We start from the raw sequence: 14,279 nt of genomic DNA, 5'->3' as shown, positions 1-14,279 counted from the left end.
GTCAATTGTCTCTTGGATAGATTATAACCAAATGCTCTATGAAATAAAGCCGCTTGTGCCGGGCTTTTGCGAATTGGAGACATGCTCCCGCGCAGCGTTCCACTGCAGCAGGGGGCAAGAAGAGGCGGCGTCGATTACAGCTGGGCTGCTTTGAAGGTGTCGCACTCCTCCAGTTGCCCGCTTTTCAGACCGATTGAAAACCAGCGCTGGCGTTGCGCAGAGCTGCCATGGGTAAAGGAATCAGGCACTACGTGCCCCTGCGACTGGCGCTGCAGGGCATCGTCGCCGATCGCCGTGGCGGCGCGCAAGGCACCTTCCACATCGCCTTGTTCGATGATGCCGCGGGCGCGGTCTGCATGATGGGCCCAGACCCCGGCATAACAATCGGCCTGGAGCTCGACACGTACCGAGACGGCGTTGGCCTGGGCCTGGGACATGCGGCTTTGCGCGCGACGCGCCTGTTCGTCGACCCCGGTCAGGTGCTGGATATGGTGGCCGATTTCATGCGCAATGACATAGGCCTGGGCGAATTCGCTGTCGACCTGAAAGCGTTCGCGCATGACCTGGAAAAAACTGAGATCGATGTAGACCTTCTGGTCGGCCGGGCAGTAGAACGGGCCGCTGGCGGATTGGCCGGTACCGCAGGCCGTTGGCGTGCGGCCGGCAAACAAGACCAGCGTGGGCGGCGCATAGCTGGCGCCGCCCTGCTTGAACAAGGTGGTCCAGGTATCTTCGGTATCGGCCAACACGGTGCGCACGAAGCGTGATTCCGCATCATTGGCGGGCGGGGCGGAAGGGTCTTGCTGCACCGGGGCGACCTGGCCGCCGCCGCTCATCATGTCAATGACGGTGAGCGGATTGATACCAAAGAAATAGGAGGCAACCAGCGCAATGGCGATTGTCCCCAGGCCAATCGAGCGCCCGCCGAATCCACCACCGCCGCGTCGGTCTTCGACATTGTCGCTTTCCCGGTTGCCTTCCCATTTCATTGCTGTCTCCTTGGTGCGCGCTGCGTAGGTAAATTGCTCTCAGGAATTAGAGTGGGCCTTGTGCAGAGTTCGAGCTATCCGGTTGTCAGTGTAGCCCAAATGCCAAATTATCATGCCAAATGCGTCAAGGGCAGCAATATGGCCTGCCTGCATCAGGTGCTGGCAACGCGTATGCGCACGTCGCCCAGAGTAATTACCTGACCAGCGCGGATCTTGCAGGTCTTGCGCAGCTCGGTTTGGCCATCGACGGCAACCTCGCCTGAGGCGACCAGCATCTTGCCGGCGCCACCGCTGTCGCACAGGCCGGCGAGTTTGAGCAACTGGTTCAATTCGATGTAGTCGCCTTCCAGCGCAAAGTCGATTTCCTGCATGTCGTGTCTCCTGGGGTGCAAACTGGCAAGGCTCATGCCTTGCCGTCGGCTTGCAATGTCTGTTGCGCCTTGTCGATCCATACCGCCAGATGCTTGTGCAAATCCTCCTGGCTGAATGAGCAGCTCTCTTCGGTAAACAGGCTGCCCGCTTCGAGGCGGCCGAGCAAATCTTCCAGGACTTGCGCATAGCGCGGCGGTAACGCGGCCAGCAGGGCGGTTTCTCCGCGCCATTGCATACAAAAGGCGGCGATGCCGGTCTGACGGTTGCGCAGGGCGTCCAGCGATTCGCTCAGGGTGTGCAGTGCGGCGGTGTGATGCATGGGCATGGCGATTGTCAGATAGGGGGGGCAGGTGGACGGTCAGGGCTGGCGGGTCAGTGCGACTTTGAGGATATAGCCAAATACTGCCAGCGCCGCGACAAAGGCGGTCATTCGCACCGCTTTGGTTTTTCCGCGTTTCAGGGCAATGGTGCCCAGAACGATATAGGCGACGAGCGCGATCACCTTGGCTGTGAGCCATGGCTGTACGAAGGGGTACTGGCCGCTCCAGAACACCATGACGAGCGCGCTCCCCAGCAGCAGCGTGTCGACAGCATGCGGCACGATCTTCACCCATCGCCGCTGCAGCAGCGGCGATTCTTGCAGCATCCAGATGCCGCGCAAGGAAAACAGCAGCAAGCTTATGACTGCGCAAGTCATGTGGATGTGTTTGATGGCGAGGTAGCTCATGGGGAAGGGCAGTGCGGTACGTCAAAAGATGGGTGCCCGCATTGTAGCCTGAATGGCGCGCCGCCGGCTTAAGGCGGCAATGCGGTGCAGCGGCCTAGGCGAGCGCGACCTGGTTGCGCCCGGCGTGCTTGGCGCGGTACAGGGCCGTGTCGGCACTGGCGATCAGGGCGCCGGCGTCCTGGTCCGGCGCCAGGCTGGCCACGCCGAAGGACGCGGTAATATGCGGCAGCGCCTTGTGCATGTCGCTGAAAAAAACAGTGCTGCGCAGGTTGTCACACAGGCGTTGCGCCACGCCGGCAGCACCCTTGCCATGGGTGTTTGGCAAAATCACCAGCAATTCTTCGCCGCCGTAGCGCACCGGGAAGTCGCGTGGCCGCAGCGTATCGGTCAAGACCTTGGCCGCCACGCGCAGGACTTCGTCGCCTGCCTGGTGGCCATATTCGTCATTGAATTTCTTGAAGTGGTCGATGTCGAGCATGACCACGGAAAGGGGATTGTCGGCAACACGCGCCTGCTCGATCAGCAAGGGCAGGTTCTGGTCCAGCCAGGCGCGGTTTTGCAAGCCGGTCAAGCCATCCGCCAGCGACATCTGCCGATAAAACTCGCCGACGCGGTGGCGGCGGCGCAATTGGGCATTGACTGCGCGGATGCGAAACGACAGCAGGTGCAGCAAGTTGCGCGCGACCCCATTGGAGTGGTCGATCAATTGCCATAGCCGCCCTGCCTCGATCACCAGCAGGTCGGATTCCTGCAGTGCCTGAATCGTCGCTGCCTGTGCCTGCTGGTCCAGGACCGACAATTCGCCGACGCATTCGCCAGGCAGCAGGCATACCCCGGCGGTCTCTGCCGGGCCGCCCTCGAGGTCCGGCTGGGTGGCGCGCAGGGCGCCGCGCAACAGGATGTATAGCCGCCCCCCGGCAGTATTGTTGTTCATGACAACCTCGCCGGCCGCAACCCGCAGCACGGCACAGTCGGCCAGAAGGCCTGGCAGGGCCGGATCGGAGACGCCCGCGAACAGCTGCAGTTCGCCGATGGCATGGCGGTATTCGGCAAAGGTGTTCAACGATTCCAATCCATCCCCTCATAGGTAGCCATGCCGGCGACAGGCGTCAGGAGGCATTATGCCAACAATGTCGTGCCCTGCAAACCCGGTAGAGGCCCAAAAAGACGACAGGAGTGCCGCCTGAAACCAGTTATCATCTTTGAGCGGCAACCGGGCATCACCTGCCGATCTGCGCAGGTGAGCCTTTTCCCTCGAACCTCATGCAAGCAAAGGATACCGTCATGCGCAAGACTGTCATTTCGATGTTGATCTGTTGTACCGTGGGCTCCCCTGCGGCTTGGGCTGCTGAAACGATGAAGCCCGGCCTGTGGGAAATGTCGATGAAATCTGACGCATTCAAGAACATGCCGAAAATGTCGGCGGAACAGATGGCGCAAATGCGCAAGATGGGCGTGAATGTGCCGCAAATGCAGGACGGCGCCATGGTGTCCAGAGTGTGCATTACGAAGGAAATGGCCGAGCGCGAGCAGGCGCCGATGGGGCGCCATGATCGCGGTTGCCAGGCAAGGAACTTCCAGCGCAGCGGTAATGCCTACAGCAGCGACATCGTCTGCGATGGCCCCGACATGAAAGGCACGGGCAAGGTCAAGGGCACGTTTGCCGGCGATACCGGCTTTACCTCGACTTACGATTTCAAGGGGACCGCCCATGGCCGGCCAGTCGACAACCACCATGAAAGCAGCGGCAAATGGCTTGCTGCCGATTGCGGCGCCGTCAAACCGGTAACGCCAATGCAACCGGCAAAATAGGGCAGTCCGGCGCGCCGCCTTCTCAGGTAACTTCGACGCGGCGTTGCGCGCCGACTGTCCAGTCGTGCAGCACGGAGTAGCCGACAGCCAGCATGGTCGGGCCAATGAAGACGCCCAGAAAGCCAAAGGCAAGGGCGCCACCAAGCACCCCGAGCAGCACCACGATGAATGGCAGTCCGCCCCCCTTGCTGATCATGAGTGGTTTGATCACATTATCCACGCTGCCTACGACCAGCGCATTCCATAGCACCAGGAAAATTGCCCAGCCCAGCGCGCCCTGAGTGTAGAGCCAGATCGCCGCCGGTATCCAGATCAGGGCTGGCGCCATCGGTATGACTGAAAGAAAAAATGTCGCCAGCAGCCAGATGCCGGCGCCCGGCACGCCCGCCATCCAGTAACCGAGTCCGGCCAGCAAGGCCTGGACCAAGGCGGTGCCGAGGATGCCATAGACGACGCCCTTGACCGTGCCGCCCGCCAGCTGCAGCAGGTAGGGCCCGCGGTCGCCGGCAATGCGGCGTACCCCGCCCAGCAGCCATTCCAGGGCGACATGGCCGCCGATATAAAAGAAAAATGAAAAAATGATGCTCAGTGCCAGTTGCAGCAGGCCGGCGCCGGTGGCCGCCCCCAGGCTCAGCAGCCATTGCCCCAGTGGCGCGGCCAGGCGGCTGCGCAGGAACTCGGCAAATTCGGCGCCGCCATGCGTCAAGTCGTTCCAGAATTCCTGGATGCGTGCGCCGACCAGCGGCAGGCCGTGGATCCATTCAGGCAACGGCGGCACGCCGCGTTCAATCAGCCTGTTGGCGATTGCGCGAACTTCATCGGTCTGTCCGGCCAGGCCGAACAGGGCAAAGGCAAGTGGCCCGACGCCGCAGAGCAGGGCCAGCAATACCATGAAAATGGCTGGCGCGATGCGCTCGCCACGCAAAAGGCGCACCAGGCGCATATAAATCGGCCACGTGCAAAAGCTGATGATGGCCGCCCAGAGCAGCGGCGCGAAAAATGGCGCCAGAATATACAGGCAGCCGCCGATCAGTGAAGCCATTGCAGTGACCGCGATGACGCGCTCGATCAATCTTTCATTCTTTTGCATGAACATTGCATAGAGGGCAAAACACCTACTTTGAAGGAGGATTGTCTCGCTGGCAAGCCCAACGCTTTTGCCGCTGTGATGCAAAGCGACATATTTATTGCCATATTCCCTTGTTCTGCTGTGCTTTTGCTGCTGATCAATGTGCTGCAGTGCACGATTAGATATGTTTAGCAAGCTTAATTAAGAATTATCTGCGGAACTTTTTCATACGCAATGAAGTCTTGTTTTATCAGCAATGGCTCATTGTCATTGCAGTAAATGACAGATTCATTCTTTCTAGAGGAAATCATGGCTGAACACGCTCTCTCATCTCAGGAAAGCTACAACCCCAACCATTTGCTCGATTTTTTGCTCGAGAAAATGGCCTTGAAAAATGACGCTGCCTTGTCGCGCAAGCTCGAAGTGGCGCCGCCGGTCATCAGCAAAATCCGCCATCGGCGCTTGCCGATTGGTGCATCGCTCTTGATCCGCATGCATGAAGTCACTGGCATGAGTATTCGCGATTTGCGTGACTTGATGGGTGATCGTCGGACGAAATACCGTTTGAGCGATGCTCAGGGCAAGCCCAAGGTCAGCGAAAATGTGGGTAGCGTCCAGCAACAAGCCGGCTCGATGCATTAGACAGCTTGTTTTTGGCAAGGCAGGCTATTTGGACGGAAATGACGCAATGTTGTTCACCGGCGCCTTAGGGTTCGACGGTTTGATGAACAATGACGATGTGCAACATTGCGCTTCATTATGTGCTGCGTGCAGTTAAGCATCCCCTGCGTCTAGTTACGTGGGCAGGGGGAATGCTTGCACCGTTTTAAACAATTGTACGCACACTTCTTTCTAGCTAACCGGGAAAAACTCCACAGGCAAGTGGGAATAGGTGAGTACGATCAGTGCTGCGGGATTGCGCATGCCAGAAGTACATTGTCCATTTACGTCAGGCGGACGCGGTACTTCCCGATAATTGACTTCTATCCGTTCTGGACGCGTGTGGTGCCAAACGGATCGAATCTCGATATCGATACAGGGGTTGTTGCGCACTCCAGAAAAAACGCCAATGACCATCTGCTGGGCGAAATTGATGGGGGGCAGGGTGGGTAGCGGTACAAGGCCAATGGTGTGGGCACGCCACAAGCCGTCCCAAGCTACCAGGTCGCGCACGACGACCAGGCGACGGTCGCCAATGGCAGAATCTACGGCTGGCAATACATTCTGAAACGCAATGGGCCGGACGTCGTCATGTGGAAATTCATCAAACAAGAGCACTGAAACCGAAACACCGCCACAACCTGCCAATAACAGGCAGGCAAGTCCATACAGCCAGGCGTTAAACGGTTTTCTGAACATGGGCACTCGATTCCAACGTTCAGCGTAATGTGCTGAATGACCGATGCGCTAAATTTCCGCCGGTGAGGCAGCCGCCCACATCATAACGGCCCGTAAAAATTGTAGTACGTTTTGGCAGGGATGGCCGCCTGCCGTTACAACTCGTTACGCTCGCGATTCAACAGGCACGCTGGGACGGCATGCGGCATGTGCCCAGACGGTATCCATCGCCGAAATATGTTCCGCAAACCAGGGAGACAGCAAGGGTAAAATCTTGCGCCCCAGTTGGCAGTCCCCTGCCATTACACGAGATTGGGCATGGTGCAGCAAACGCAGGAGCTGGGCATGTTCGGCGCGATGTTGCTGCAGCATGCCCGTTTCCAGTTCGCCCATCCATTGTTCTTCGGTTGCAAAATCATGTTCCAGCTCAGCAACGAACTGCGGATAACGTACGCAAAACTGGGCATCTGAAGCGTCTGCCATGGCGTCCAGTTCGGAAAATAATTGCGGGTAAAGCTGTTTAATGCCAGATTCGTCCAGTGGCATTGATTTTGAGCGGCCATTAGCATGCATATTCGTATCCTTTACAAAAATCCTGCAAATCACCAGAGGGTTCGACGAGAATGATTCCGGAAAGAATCTATTTTTTCGGTAAGGAGTTACATTAAGGGAGCGGGATCTACGAGTATTGACGTTAGTCAAAACACGTGCGGCCATGCAAGTCATGATGTGAGCTTATGCACAGGCATGGATTTAGGGCAGTGCATAATTTTGTATTTTGGAAACATTTGGAGAAAGATTCATGACTCGCCCCGATTCGCTTTTTGAAGCTGCCAGCTATGATTTAAACAAATTCATAGAACGGCGCGTTACCGAGCGTCGCGCCGTTCAGCGCGATGCACTGGATCGCCGCCAGCAACCCAGTCTGCAAAATTGCAGCCCAGAAAATTCTCCTTCCGAAAATCTTCCCTCTGAAACGGCATCTCAGTCGCATTGATCCGGTGTCTGCCGGGAGCAATTTCCGAAACTGATGCGCAACCTTCTGATTGTCGCTTCGTCAAACTGATTTCCATTGTTGCAGGCGAAAGCACGAATGTCGCCACCAGAAAGCAAGGAGTTGGTCAGCATTGCTGCCGATGGCGTGGCCCTGGAAGGCATGCTCGAGATTCCTGCCAATGCATGCGGCGTCGTCTTGTTTGCACACGGCAGCGGCAGCAGTCGCCTGAGCCCGCGCAATAATCATGTTGCCACCGTTTTGCGCCAGGCCGGGCTCGGGACCTTGCTGCTGGATCTTTTGACCGTTGCCGAAGACCGGACCTATGACACCCGCTTCGACATTTCACTGCTGGCCCATCGCCTGGCAACGGCGTTGACATGGCTGCGCCAGGCAGGGGGCGAACTCGCCACCCTCCCGACCGGCTTGTTCGGCGCCAGCACGGGTGCTGCTGCAGCACTGCGTGTCGCCGCGACACTGCCACAGTGGGTAAGGGCGGTCGTCAGCCGCGGCGGCCGGCCTGACCTGGCGGGACTCAGTACGCTGGAACGGGTACAAGCCCCAACGCTTTTGCTCGTGGGCGGCAATGACGATACAGTCATCGCTTTGAACCGGATCGCCTATGGCCACATGCGATGTGAAAAACAATTGCGCATCGTTCCAGATGCTACGCATTTGTTCGAGGAGCCGGGTACCCTGGAAAGCGTGGCAATGCAGGCCGCCGACTGGTTTTTACATTATCTGGCAATGCCGAAATCTTAAGTTTTTTACCAAGTGTGGTGAAAAAGCCTGCGTTCCTTGTCAGAGTTTCCACGGACCACAATGATGTCGTAATGAATGTTGCACCGATGCTGTTGAAGACAATTTCTCTGAGGTATGATTTGAAATTGTCTGAGGTGAAAGTGCATGTTACTAAGAAAGTTGACAGGCCTATGGGGCCAAGGCGTCCAGCGCTGGATCAAAACGCAAAACAAGCGTAATACCAAGCTTGCCACACTCTTGCTTGCCAAGCCACCAACAAGTCGTGCGCCTCGGCCGCGCCGAACACGGGCAGTCAACGTGTCGTCCGCGCTTTCACCATCCATACCGTCAACGCGGCGTTCGCACCAGCAAGCAGGCAGCGTGCAGGGCCCGGGCCAATGGTTGAAATTCAGCCATCCCTTGAGTGTTCTTGAGAGTGGCCGGCCGGGCGCTACCATGAACTATTGGCTATACCTGCCTGAGACGCCGCATGTCGCCCGCCTGCCGCTCGTGGTCATGCTGCATGGCTGCGCCCAGACCGCCCGGCAATTCGCGCAAAGTACGCGCATGAACCAGGTGGCTGACAAAAAGGGATTTGCCGTTCTTTATCCTGAGCAGGCTGCCAGCAGCAATGCCGGCCGATGCTGGCGCTGGTACAAGAAGGAAGTGCGCGAGGGAGACGCCGAAGTCAAATCTGTCGTGGCGATCATCCAGAAGGTGGCAGAGCAATATGCCATGGATCGCAGCAGGATCTATGTTGCTGGCATTTCGGCGGGTGCTGCCATGGCACAAATCATTGCCATGAACCATCCGCATTTGATTGCGGCGGTCGGCATGCATTCCGGTGCGGTGTTCGGCGCTGCCGACACCCCGATGGAAGGCTATTCTGTCATGCAAAATGGCGCTGCAGACAGCCTGCGCCAGACTATCCGCCAAGCTGCCGCCCGGCAGGTGTACTTGCCTGCCATGCCGGCATTTTTGATCCATGGGCAAGAAGACAGCATCGTGCGGCCGGTCAACCTTGCCCAACTTGCCGAACAATTCCGTGAGCTTCATCATCTTGCCGGGTACCCCCGCGAAAACATGCTGGTAAAAATTTCGGAGAAGCTGGCGAGCCAGCGCTCAGGCCGGCCGTGCAAGATTTACGAGTATTACTGCGGCAAGAAGAAATTGCTGCAGATTTGCGAAGTTGGCGAACTTGGTCACGCCTGGAGCGGCGGCGATGACGCGGTAAATTTCAGCGATAGTCTGGGCCCGGATGCGAGCCGCATGATGTGGGACTTTTTTTCCAGGCACCAGCGGGCCTTGAGCGCGCAGGAGACGGACGCCACCGGGCCTGTCAGGTTCAACGGTACCGGCGGCGACTAGGCTAGAGTGTCTGGCAAATCTTGTGGAGTTGCTCGCGCACCCAACGGCACACAGTGTTCTGGTGATTCCGCTCTGGCATGGCCTTACTGTACGATCAAGTCGACACTACTACACCTCAATGTGTCTCGCCAGATTCTCATGCGGTCAGGATTCTTCTGCGCCTATGAATGTCCCAATTATGGCATCGCCACAGTGTGCGTTTTTCGTAATTCGTTACAGTGGTTACCCATATATTGTAAAAATCCCCGTGTATCGGCCTTGACTTCATCGCTCAAGGTTTCGGCAAGAAATTTTTCGCGTGCGATATCAAATTCCTTCTTAACCAGCGGCTTGTCTTTTTCCATCAACAATTCGGCACTGTAAAGGCTGATGTTGGCAAGATGCTGGAGTTCTTGCTTTAACTCCGGTTTTTTCACCCCGGTACTGCCAAATACATAAAAAGCGGCACAACGCAGATAGCGTCGCGCCAGCGCAGTATTGTCTTCGCTGGCAGCGTCCGCAGGAATAGCGGCTGTAGTCAGTAGCAGCATGATGGCCAGGCACATGCCTGAGTTGCGAATTTTCACCTGCATTTTGAGCTACCCTCGGATTTGATGAAGACCATGGTATCTGCAACTCCAAATATTGCCAAGTAGGAATAACGTCGGGAAGCCTTGTCGAGTAACCCATTACTACTCTGCCTGCAGTTTGGCTGAATGACGTACGCAAGACAAATTTTGACCAAATTCAAACTGTTCCATCCTATGCAGAAGAGAATGTATTTCAGCCGTGTACCTTGTAACCAGTCTAAGGCCGCAACGCATTCCAGCCCACTTAATGACAATTGGAGTCGACAAAGATGGATCATCCACAACAGATGCTGTCCGGCACCACCCTCGGTAAATTCATGTTCCCGGAAATAACGGCTACCAGCAATGGCCATGCCTGGTCCCTGGGAGATCAAGCTTACGATCTGGGGGATACCTTTGAAAGTGGGGTGGCCAAGGCCGCCAAGTCCGGTATTCGTCCGGGCTCGAATGAGTATGCAGCGTTTATCACGGCATTTTCACGCCGCCTGCGTTCCCGTCAGGTGGCCCCGCAAAAACGGCACGTTTCTTGACGTAACTCTGACTTTTTTCTTGAGCAATCGATGCATGCAACCAATATGACTCACAAGCTCATTACATGTCCCCAGCGGCATTGAAACGGCTTTTGTTGGTGCGCAAATACATACAAATCAAGCCGGGAATTCCGCCACTGCAAGCTGGTCATCTTTTATGGGCATGAAGGACCTTTGAAACCTGATGGGAGACGACATGAGCGATACGCAATTGCAAGATGGTTACCAGCCAAATCGTTTGCTGGATACGCTGATCAAGGAAATGCATCTCAAGAACGATGCGGCATTATGTCGTACTTTGCAAATCGGACCGCCGTTGATCAGTAAAATACGCCATGGCAGATTGCCTGTCAGCGCTTCGATTCTGATACGCATGCATGAAACGACAGGGCGCAGCATTCGGGAATTAAGGCAAGTGCTGGGTGACCGCAGGGCCAAATATCGCTTTGGCGACATCATGGGCAAACCAAAATCAGCCGCACCGCCCTCCGTCAGCGCACTACATGGGGCTGCCAGCATGGCTTCCTGAGCGCCTGGTACCTTGGTTGTGGTTTCCGCAGGCCGTTTTATGCCCCCGGCTTGCGGGATCAGTCTTTTCTCTTGTCTCATACGTATCGTTCAATAACGATACGCGGTGTTGTTCTGGATGCGGACCCTGGCACCGACTTGCAGATCATAGATATTGTCCTGAACCACCGTTTGATAAGCGCCGTTGTCTAGTCGCACGCCGATCTGATATTGGTTGCGCTGTACGCCATCTCTGCGTTTTTCAATTTCATTGCCGGCCAGTGCGCCGCCGACTGCACCCGCCACAGTGGCAGCTGTCCGTCCACTGCCGCTGCCAACCTGGTTACCCAGTACACCCCCGACGACACCACCAATAATAGCGCCTGCGCCAACCCCCTGACTGGCAGTTGCCGGCGACAATTGAATCGATTCCACGGTGCCATATGAAACCTGATACGGCTGGGAACTCGTGGGGTAATTTTGGCCTGTCGAAGGATATGGCTGTGACCCGGCAGGATTCGAGTAGCCAGTATTGGCACACGCTCCGAGCATTGTGCTGGTCGCGAGTGTGGCAATAAGACGAATAGATATGTTTTTCATGATCGGGCTCGCTGTGGCAATGCACTCATTACACACCGCGCACCTGCGATCGACCATATTCAATTCGTAAAGAATGCAACCAAATGTATCAAGACGGCGATTTTTGGCGGAAAAGTTGTGGAAATAGGGCGTTACATCGGCAAGTGTGTTGTTTGCGACAAATGTTGATTTATGGCAATGAAATCAATCTCTTACGGAAATATTTTTTATGTGAAAAACTTGCCTATGTTATATTTCACTTGGGAAATGTAAATAATTGTTTCATAGAAATAATCGGGCGCGGAAGAAGAATAATGGCTAAATTATCCAAGGCAATGTCGTTGGGTGTTCTCTTGATTGGAGTCACATTACTGACTGCGTGTGGTGGCGGAGGCGGAGGGCAAACCGTCAGTTTGAATGCTGGTTCAACCTCGGTAACTGCAAGTTCATCGACATCCTCGACCGCTGCTACGACTACGACGGTTGCCGGGCCAACCACGACGACGACCTTGCCACCCGGTGCACTTACCGTCCTGGATATAAGCAGCCTCGCCGGCGTTCAACAAAGTAGCGTGCCCCTGACGTTCGGACAGGTATTTGCCGTGGGTGACGTTCCCTCAGGGCAGACTGTCACTGGCAACCTGGATGGCGTTCCATTGACCCTGCAAATCGACGCAAAAGCGCGGCATACAGACGGCTCGTTGCGCCATGCAGTCATCTCCGCAGTTTTGCCGCAAATTAATGCCGGACAAAACAAGACGTTATCTCTCTCCAGCGTGGCGACTTCTTCAGGGGCGCCGCCATCGAATGCCCTGAGCGAATTGCTGGGGAACGGATTTACTGCCAGCGTGACTGTCACCGTTGGCGGGGTTCCTTACAGCGTGTCTGCCGAGACTTTGCTTGGCAGCGGTACGCCACCAAAATGGCTTTCCGGCCCTGTGGTCAATGAATGGCTGGTTTCGGCGCCATTGAAGACGGCAGGGGGCGTGGAACATCCGCACCTGAGCGCGCGCTTCGCGATTCGCTCCTACGCCGGCCACGACAAGGCCAAGGTCGATGTGATTGTCGAGAATGGCTGGGCTTACGAGCCGGGTCCGCAAGACTTTACCTACAACGTGCAGGTGAATGTCGGCGGCCAGGCTGTGTATTCGCAAAATGCGCTGACGCATTACCACCATGCGCGCTGGCGCAAGTCGTTCTGGTGGGGAACTGCCCCGCAGGCGCATCTCAAGCACCATACTGCTTATCTGATCGGCTCGCGCGCCGTGCCCAACTACGACCAGAGCGTGACTGTGTCCCAGGCTGCCCTGGCGAACCTGAAAAGTATTTTCGACGCGGCCCCGAATGGGCCGATGGGTAACGGGATTGCCACGGCTTATATGCCTAATACTGGAGGACGTCCAGACATCGGCCTCAATCCAGGTTGGGGCGCCATGACGATCTTGAGCATGGACAAGCGCGCCAAGGACGTGACCCTGGCCATGGGCGACCTGTCGGGCAGCTGGCCGACGCATTATCGCGACAAGGTCACCGGCCGTCCCATCAGCCTGGTGGATTATCCGAATATGACGCTGTATCCGGCCTCGGCAGATTCCTACAATGCGACTGCCAGCCGGCAGGAAGCCATGCCGAATTGCTCAACGGTGTGCAACAACACGAATGTGGTGGATACGTCGCATCAGCCTGCGTTCAATTATCTTCCTTACCTGTTGACCGGGGAACACTATTATCTGGAAGAGTTGCAGTTTTATTCGATGTGGAATGTCGGTGCCGGCAATCCTGTTTATCGTGACTTCGGCAATGGCCTGGTGCATTCGGACCAGGTCAGGGGACAGGCCTGGAGCTTGCGCAACATTGCAGATGCAGCGTATATCCTGCCGGATGCCGATCCCATGAAAGCCCATTTTGCGAGCATTTTGAATGCCAACATTGCCTGGTATAACAGCACTTACACCAACAACGCGGGGGCGAATCCTTTTGGCGTCCTGACCAACGGATATGCGTATTCCTACAATAGCGAAACGGGCATCGCGCCCTGGCAGGATGACTTCTTCACCTCCGTGATTGGTCGTGCGGCAGAACGTGGATTTGCAGGTGCGCCGGCCTTGCTGGCCTGGAAAGCGAAGTTTCCGGTAGGGCGCATGACAGCGCCGGGCTATTGCTGGGTGCTGGGCTCGGCCTATACAGTTAATTTGCGGGCGACTAACGCAAGCCCGCTGTATGCCTCGTTTGCCCAGATATATCAAGCGTCCAATAGCGTAGCCTTGCTGGCAACGGCGTGCGGCAGTGCCGCCATGGCAAGCATCTTGCAAACCGACACCGCAACGCCGATGGTGGCAGGTGCCATGGTCGGCTATCCGACTTCGCCCACAGGCTTCCCTGCCAACATGCAGCCGGCACTCGCCTATGCAAAGGATTCCGGGATTGCGAACGCCGCCAATGCCTGGAATCTCTTCGACCAGCGCCAGCTCAAGGCCGACTATCCGACTGAACCGCAATTCGCCATCATTCCCCGCTAATTGAACGGTTCCGTGACTTCTTGCAGGAAGTCACGGAACCGGCAACTTTCTGTTTGAACATTGCCATCAGGTAATTATGTGTTTTTCCTTGGGCAATTCTGCTTGACGGTCATATCAATTCACTACTAACAGTGAGACAATTGTGGCATGCAGGTAAGTAAAAAT

The 14,279-nt window shown here is 56.3% G+C and carries 18 protein-coding genes; 8 read left to right on the top strand and 10 right to left on the bottom strand.

The window, feature by feature from the left end; all coding sequences use genetic code 11:
* Positions 1–134: 134 nt before the first annotated feature.
* From EKL02_RS15290 to EKL02_RS15270, 5 genes are all read right to left on the bottom strand, one after another.
* A complete protein-coding gene (locus tag EKL02_RS15290) occupies positions 135–989 on the bottom strand; it encodes a neutral zinc metallopeptidase (RefSeq protein ID WP_128902840.1) in 855 nt (284 codons plus the stop codon).
* A 152-nt stretch (positions 990–1,141) separates the two neighbouring features.
* On the bottom strand, positions 1,142–1,360 hold the full coding sequence (locus EKL02_RS15285) for an RNA-binding S4 domain-containing protein (RefSeq protein WP_128902839.1): 219 nt from the start codon (positions 1,358–1,360) through the stop codon (positions 1,142–1,144).
* Between the two features lie 32 nt (positions 1,361–1,392).
* Positions 1,393–1,680, bottom strand: a complete 288-nt coding sequence (locus EKL02_RS15280) for a hypothetical protein (RefSeq protein WP_128903536.1) — start codon at positions 1,678–1,680, stop codon at positions 1,393–1,395.
* A gap of 39 nt (positions 1,681–1,719) precedes the next feature.
* Positions 1,720–2,088 carry a SirB2 family protein gene (locus EKL02_RS15275; protein ID WP_128902838.1) on the bottom strand — a complete coding sequence of 123 codons (369 nt, stop codon included), beginning with the start codon at positions 2,086–2,088 and terminating at the stop codon, positions 1,720–1,722.
* Positions 2,089–2,182: 94 nt separating this feature from the next.
* Positions 2,183–3,160 carry a GGDEF domain-containing protein gene (locus EKL02_RS15270; protein WP_128902837.1) on the bottom strand — a complete coding sequence of 326 codons (978 nt, stop codon included), beginning with the start codon at positions 3,158–3,160 and terminating at the stop codon, positions 2,183–2,185.
* Between the two features lie 191 nt (positions 3,161–3,351).
* Here EKL02_RS15270 and EKL02_RS15265 point away from each other — a divergent pair, with 191 nt between their 5' ends.
* Entirely contained in the window at positions 3,352–3,900 is a 549-nt protein-coding gene (locus EKL02_RS15265; RefSeq protein WP_128902836.1) for a DUF3617 domain-containing protein, read from the top strand.
* Positions 3,901–3,922: 22 nt separating this feature from the next.
* Here the strand turns inward: EKL02_RS15265 and EKL02_RS15260 are convergent, their stop codons facing one another.
* Complete coding sequence (locus EKL02_RS15260) at positions 3,923–4,990, bottom strand: AI-2E family transporter (protein WP_128902835.1); 1,068 nt, start codon at positions 4,988–4,990, stop codon at positions 3,923–3,925.
* Between the two features lie 288 nt (positions 4,991–5,278).
* Here EKL02_RS15260 and EKL02_RS15255 point away from each other — a divergent pair, with 288 nt between their 5' ends.
* Positions 5,279–5,611, top strand: coding sequence for a hypothetical protein (locus tag EKL02_RS15255; protein ID WP_128902834.1), 333 nt, complete (start codon positions 5,279–5,281; stop codon positions 5,609–5,611).
* 210 nt (positions 5,612–5,821) lie between these two features.
* Here the strand turns inward: EKL02_RS15255 and EKL02_RS15250 are convergent, their stop codons facing one another.
* Together EKL02_RS15250 and EKL02_RS15245 are read right to left on the bottom strand one after the other, a co-directional pair.
* A complete protein-coding gene (locus EKL02_RS15250) occupies positions 5,822–6,328 on the bottom strand; it encodes a hypothetical protein (protein WP_128902833.1) in 507 nt (168 codons plus the stop codon).
* A 144-nt stretch (positions 6,329–6,472) separates the two neighbouring features.
* Positions 6,473–6,880 (bottom strand): hemerythrin domain-containing protein, encoded by a 408-nt coding sequence (locus EKL02_RS15245; RefSeq protein WP_128902832.1) that lies wholly within the window; start codon positions 6,878–6,880, stop codon positions 6,473–6,475.
* Positions 6,881–7,109: 229 nt separating this feature from the next.
* Between EKL02_RS15245 and EKL02_RS15240 the strand changes: the two genes are divergently transcribed.
* The 3 genes from EKL02_RS15240 (at position 7,110) to EKL02_RS15230 (ending at position 9,410) form a co-directional block, all read left to right on the top strand.
* Positions 7,110–7,304 carry a hypothetical protein gene (locus EKL02_RS15240; protein ID WP_128902831.1) on the top strand — a complete coding sequence of 65 codons (195 nt, stop codon included), beginning with the start codon at positions 7,110–7,112 and terminating at the stop codon, positions 7,302–7,304.
* A 96-nt stretch (positions 7,305–7,400) separates the two neighbouring features.
* Positions 7,401–8,063, top strand: a complete 663-nt coding sequence (locus tag EKL02_RS15235; protein WP_128902830.1) for an alpha/beta family hydrolase — start codon at positions 7,401–7,403, stop codon at positions 8,061–8,063.
* Positions 8,064–8,207: 144 nt separating this feature from the next.
* Entirely contained in the window at positions 8,208–9,410 is a 1,203-nt protein-coding gene (locus tag EKL02_RS15230; protein ID WP_128902829.1) for a PHB depolymerase family esterase, read from the top strand.
* Positions 9,411–9,586: 176 nt separating this feature from the next.
* On the opposite strand, the gene EKL02_RS15225 is transcribed toward EKL02_RS15230, so the two are convergent.
* On the bottom strand, positions 9,587–9,982 hold the full coding sequence (locus tag EKL02_RS15225) for a hypothetical protein (protein WP_128902828.1): 396 nt from the start codon (positions 9,980–9,982) through the stop codon (positions 9,587–9,589).
* Between the two features lie 266 nt (positions 9,983–10,248).
* Between EKL02_RS15225 and EKL02_RS15220 the strand changes: the two genes are divergently transcribed.
* Positions 10,249–10,509: a hypothetical protein gene (locus tag EKL02_RS15220; RefSeq protein ID WP_128902827.1), complete on the top strand. Its 261-nt coding sequence runs from the start codon at positions 10,249–10,251 to the stop codon at positions 10,507–10,509.
* A gap of 196 nt (positions 10,510–10,705) precedes the next feature.
* The gene (locus EKL02_RS15215; protein ID WP_128902826.1) at positions 10,706–11,038 is read left to right on the top strand and encodes a hypothetical protein; all 333 of its coding nucleotides are present in this window, start codon (positions 10,706–10,708) and stop codon (positions 11,036–11,038) included.
* An 89-nt stretch (positions 11,039–11,127) separates the two neighbouring features.
* Here EKL02_RS15215 and EKL02_RS15210 read toward each other — a convergent pair whose 3' ends face one another.
* Positions 11,128–11,616, bottom strand: a complete 489-nt coding sequence (locus EKL02_RS15210) for a glycine zipper 2TM domain-containing protein (protein WP_128902825.1) — start codon at positions 11,614–11,616, stop codon at positions 11,128–11,130.
* Between the two features lie 581 nt (positions 11,617–12,197).
* Here EKL02_RS15210 and EKL02_RS15205 point away from each other — a divergent pair.
* The gene (locus EKL02_RS15205; RefSeq protein ID WP_241687730.1) at positions 12,198–14,114 is read left to right on the top strand and encodes a hypothetical protein; all 1,917 of its coding nucleotides are present in this window, start codon (positions 12,198–12,200) and stop codon (positions 14,112–14,114) included.
* The last annotated feature ends 165 nt before the right edge of the window (positions 14,115–14,279 follow it).

The sequence above is a fragment of the Janthinobacterium sp. 17J80-10 genome, from assembly GCF_004114795.1.
GTDB lineage: Bacteria > Pseudomonadota > Gammaproteobacteria > Burkholderiales > Burkholderiaceae_D > Paucimonas.
This window is presented reverse-complemented; position numbering and strand designations above follow the sequence as displayed.

What these genes read in the sequence shown, in the direction of transcription:
- EKL02_RS15290 (WP_128902840.1), bottom strand. Translation starts at nt 989, where the DNA reads ATGAAATGGGAAGGCAACCGGGAAAGCGACAATGTCGAAGACCGACGC.
- EKL02_RS15285 (WP_128902839.1), bottom strand. Translation starts at nt 1,360, where the DNA reads ATGCAGGAAATCGACTTTGCGCTGGAAGGCGACTACATCGAATTGAAC.
- EKL02_RS15280 (WP_128903536.1), bottom strand. Translation starts at nt 1,680, where the DNA reads ATGCATCACACCGCCGCACTGCACACCCTGAGCGAATCGCTGGACGCC.
- EKL02_RS15275 (WP_128902838.1), bottom strand. Translation starts at nt 2,088, where the DNA reads ATGAGCTACCTCGCCATCAAACACATCCACATGACTTGCGCAGTCATA.
- EKL02_RS15265 (WP_128902836.1), top strand. Translation starts at nt 3,352, where the DNA reads ATGCAAGCAAAGGATACCGTCATGCGCAAGACTGTCATTTCGATGTTG.
- EKL02_RS15260 (WP_128902835.1), bottom strand. Translation starts at nt 4,990, where the DNA reads ATGCAAAAGAATGAAAGATTGATCGAGCGCGTCATCGCGGTCACTGCA.
- EKL02_RS15255 (WP_128902834.1), top strand. Translation starts at nt 5,279, where the DNA reads ATGGCTGAACACGCTCTCTCATCTCAGGAAAGCTACAACCCCAACCAT.
- EKL02_RS15250 (WP_128902833.1), bottom strand. Translation starts at nt 6,328, where the DNA reads ATGTTCAGAAAACCGTTTAACGCCTGGCTGTATGGACTTGCCTGCCTG.
- EKL02_RS15245 (WP_128902832.1), bottom strand. Translation starts at nt 6,880, where the DNA reads ATGCATGCTAATGGCCGCTCAAAATCAATGCCACTGGACGAATCTGGC.
- EKL02_RS15240 (WP_128902831.1), top strand. Translation starts at nt 7,110, where the DNA reads ATGACTCGCCCCGATTCGCTTTTTGAAGCTGCCAGCTATGATTTAAAC.
- EKL02_RS15235 (WP_128902830.1), top strand. Translation starts at nt 7,401, where the DNA reads ATGTCGCCACCAGAAAGCAAGGAGTTGGTCAGCATTGCTGCCGATGGC.
- EKL02_RS15230 (WP_128902829.1), top strand. Translation starts at nt 8,208, where the DNA reads ATGTTACTAAGAAAGTTGACAGGCCTATGGGGCCAAGGCGTCCAGCGC.
- EKL02_RS15225 (WP_128902828.1), bottom strand. Translation starts at nt 9,982, where the DNA reads ATGCAGGTGAAAATTCGCAACTCAGGCATGTGCCTGGCCATCATGCTG.
- EKL02_RS15220 (WP_128902827.1), top strand. Translation starts at nt 10,249, where the DNA reads ATGGATCATCCACAACAGATGCTGTCCGGCACCACCCTCGGTAAATTC.
- EKL02_RS15215 (WP_128902826.1), top strand. Translation starts at nt 10,706, where the DNA reads ATGAGCGATACGCAATTGCAAGATGGTTACCAGCCAAATCGTTTGCTG.
- EKL02_RS15210 (WP_128902825.1), bottom strand. Translation starts at nt 11,616, where the DNA reads ATGAAAAACATATCTATTCGTCTTATTGCCACACTCGCGACCAGCACA.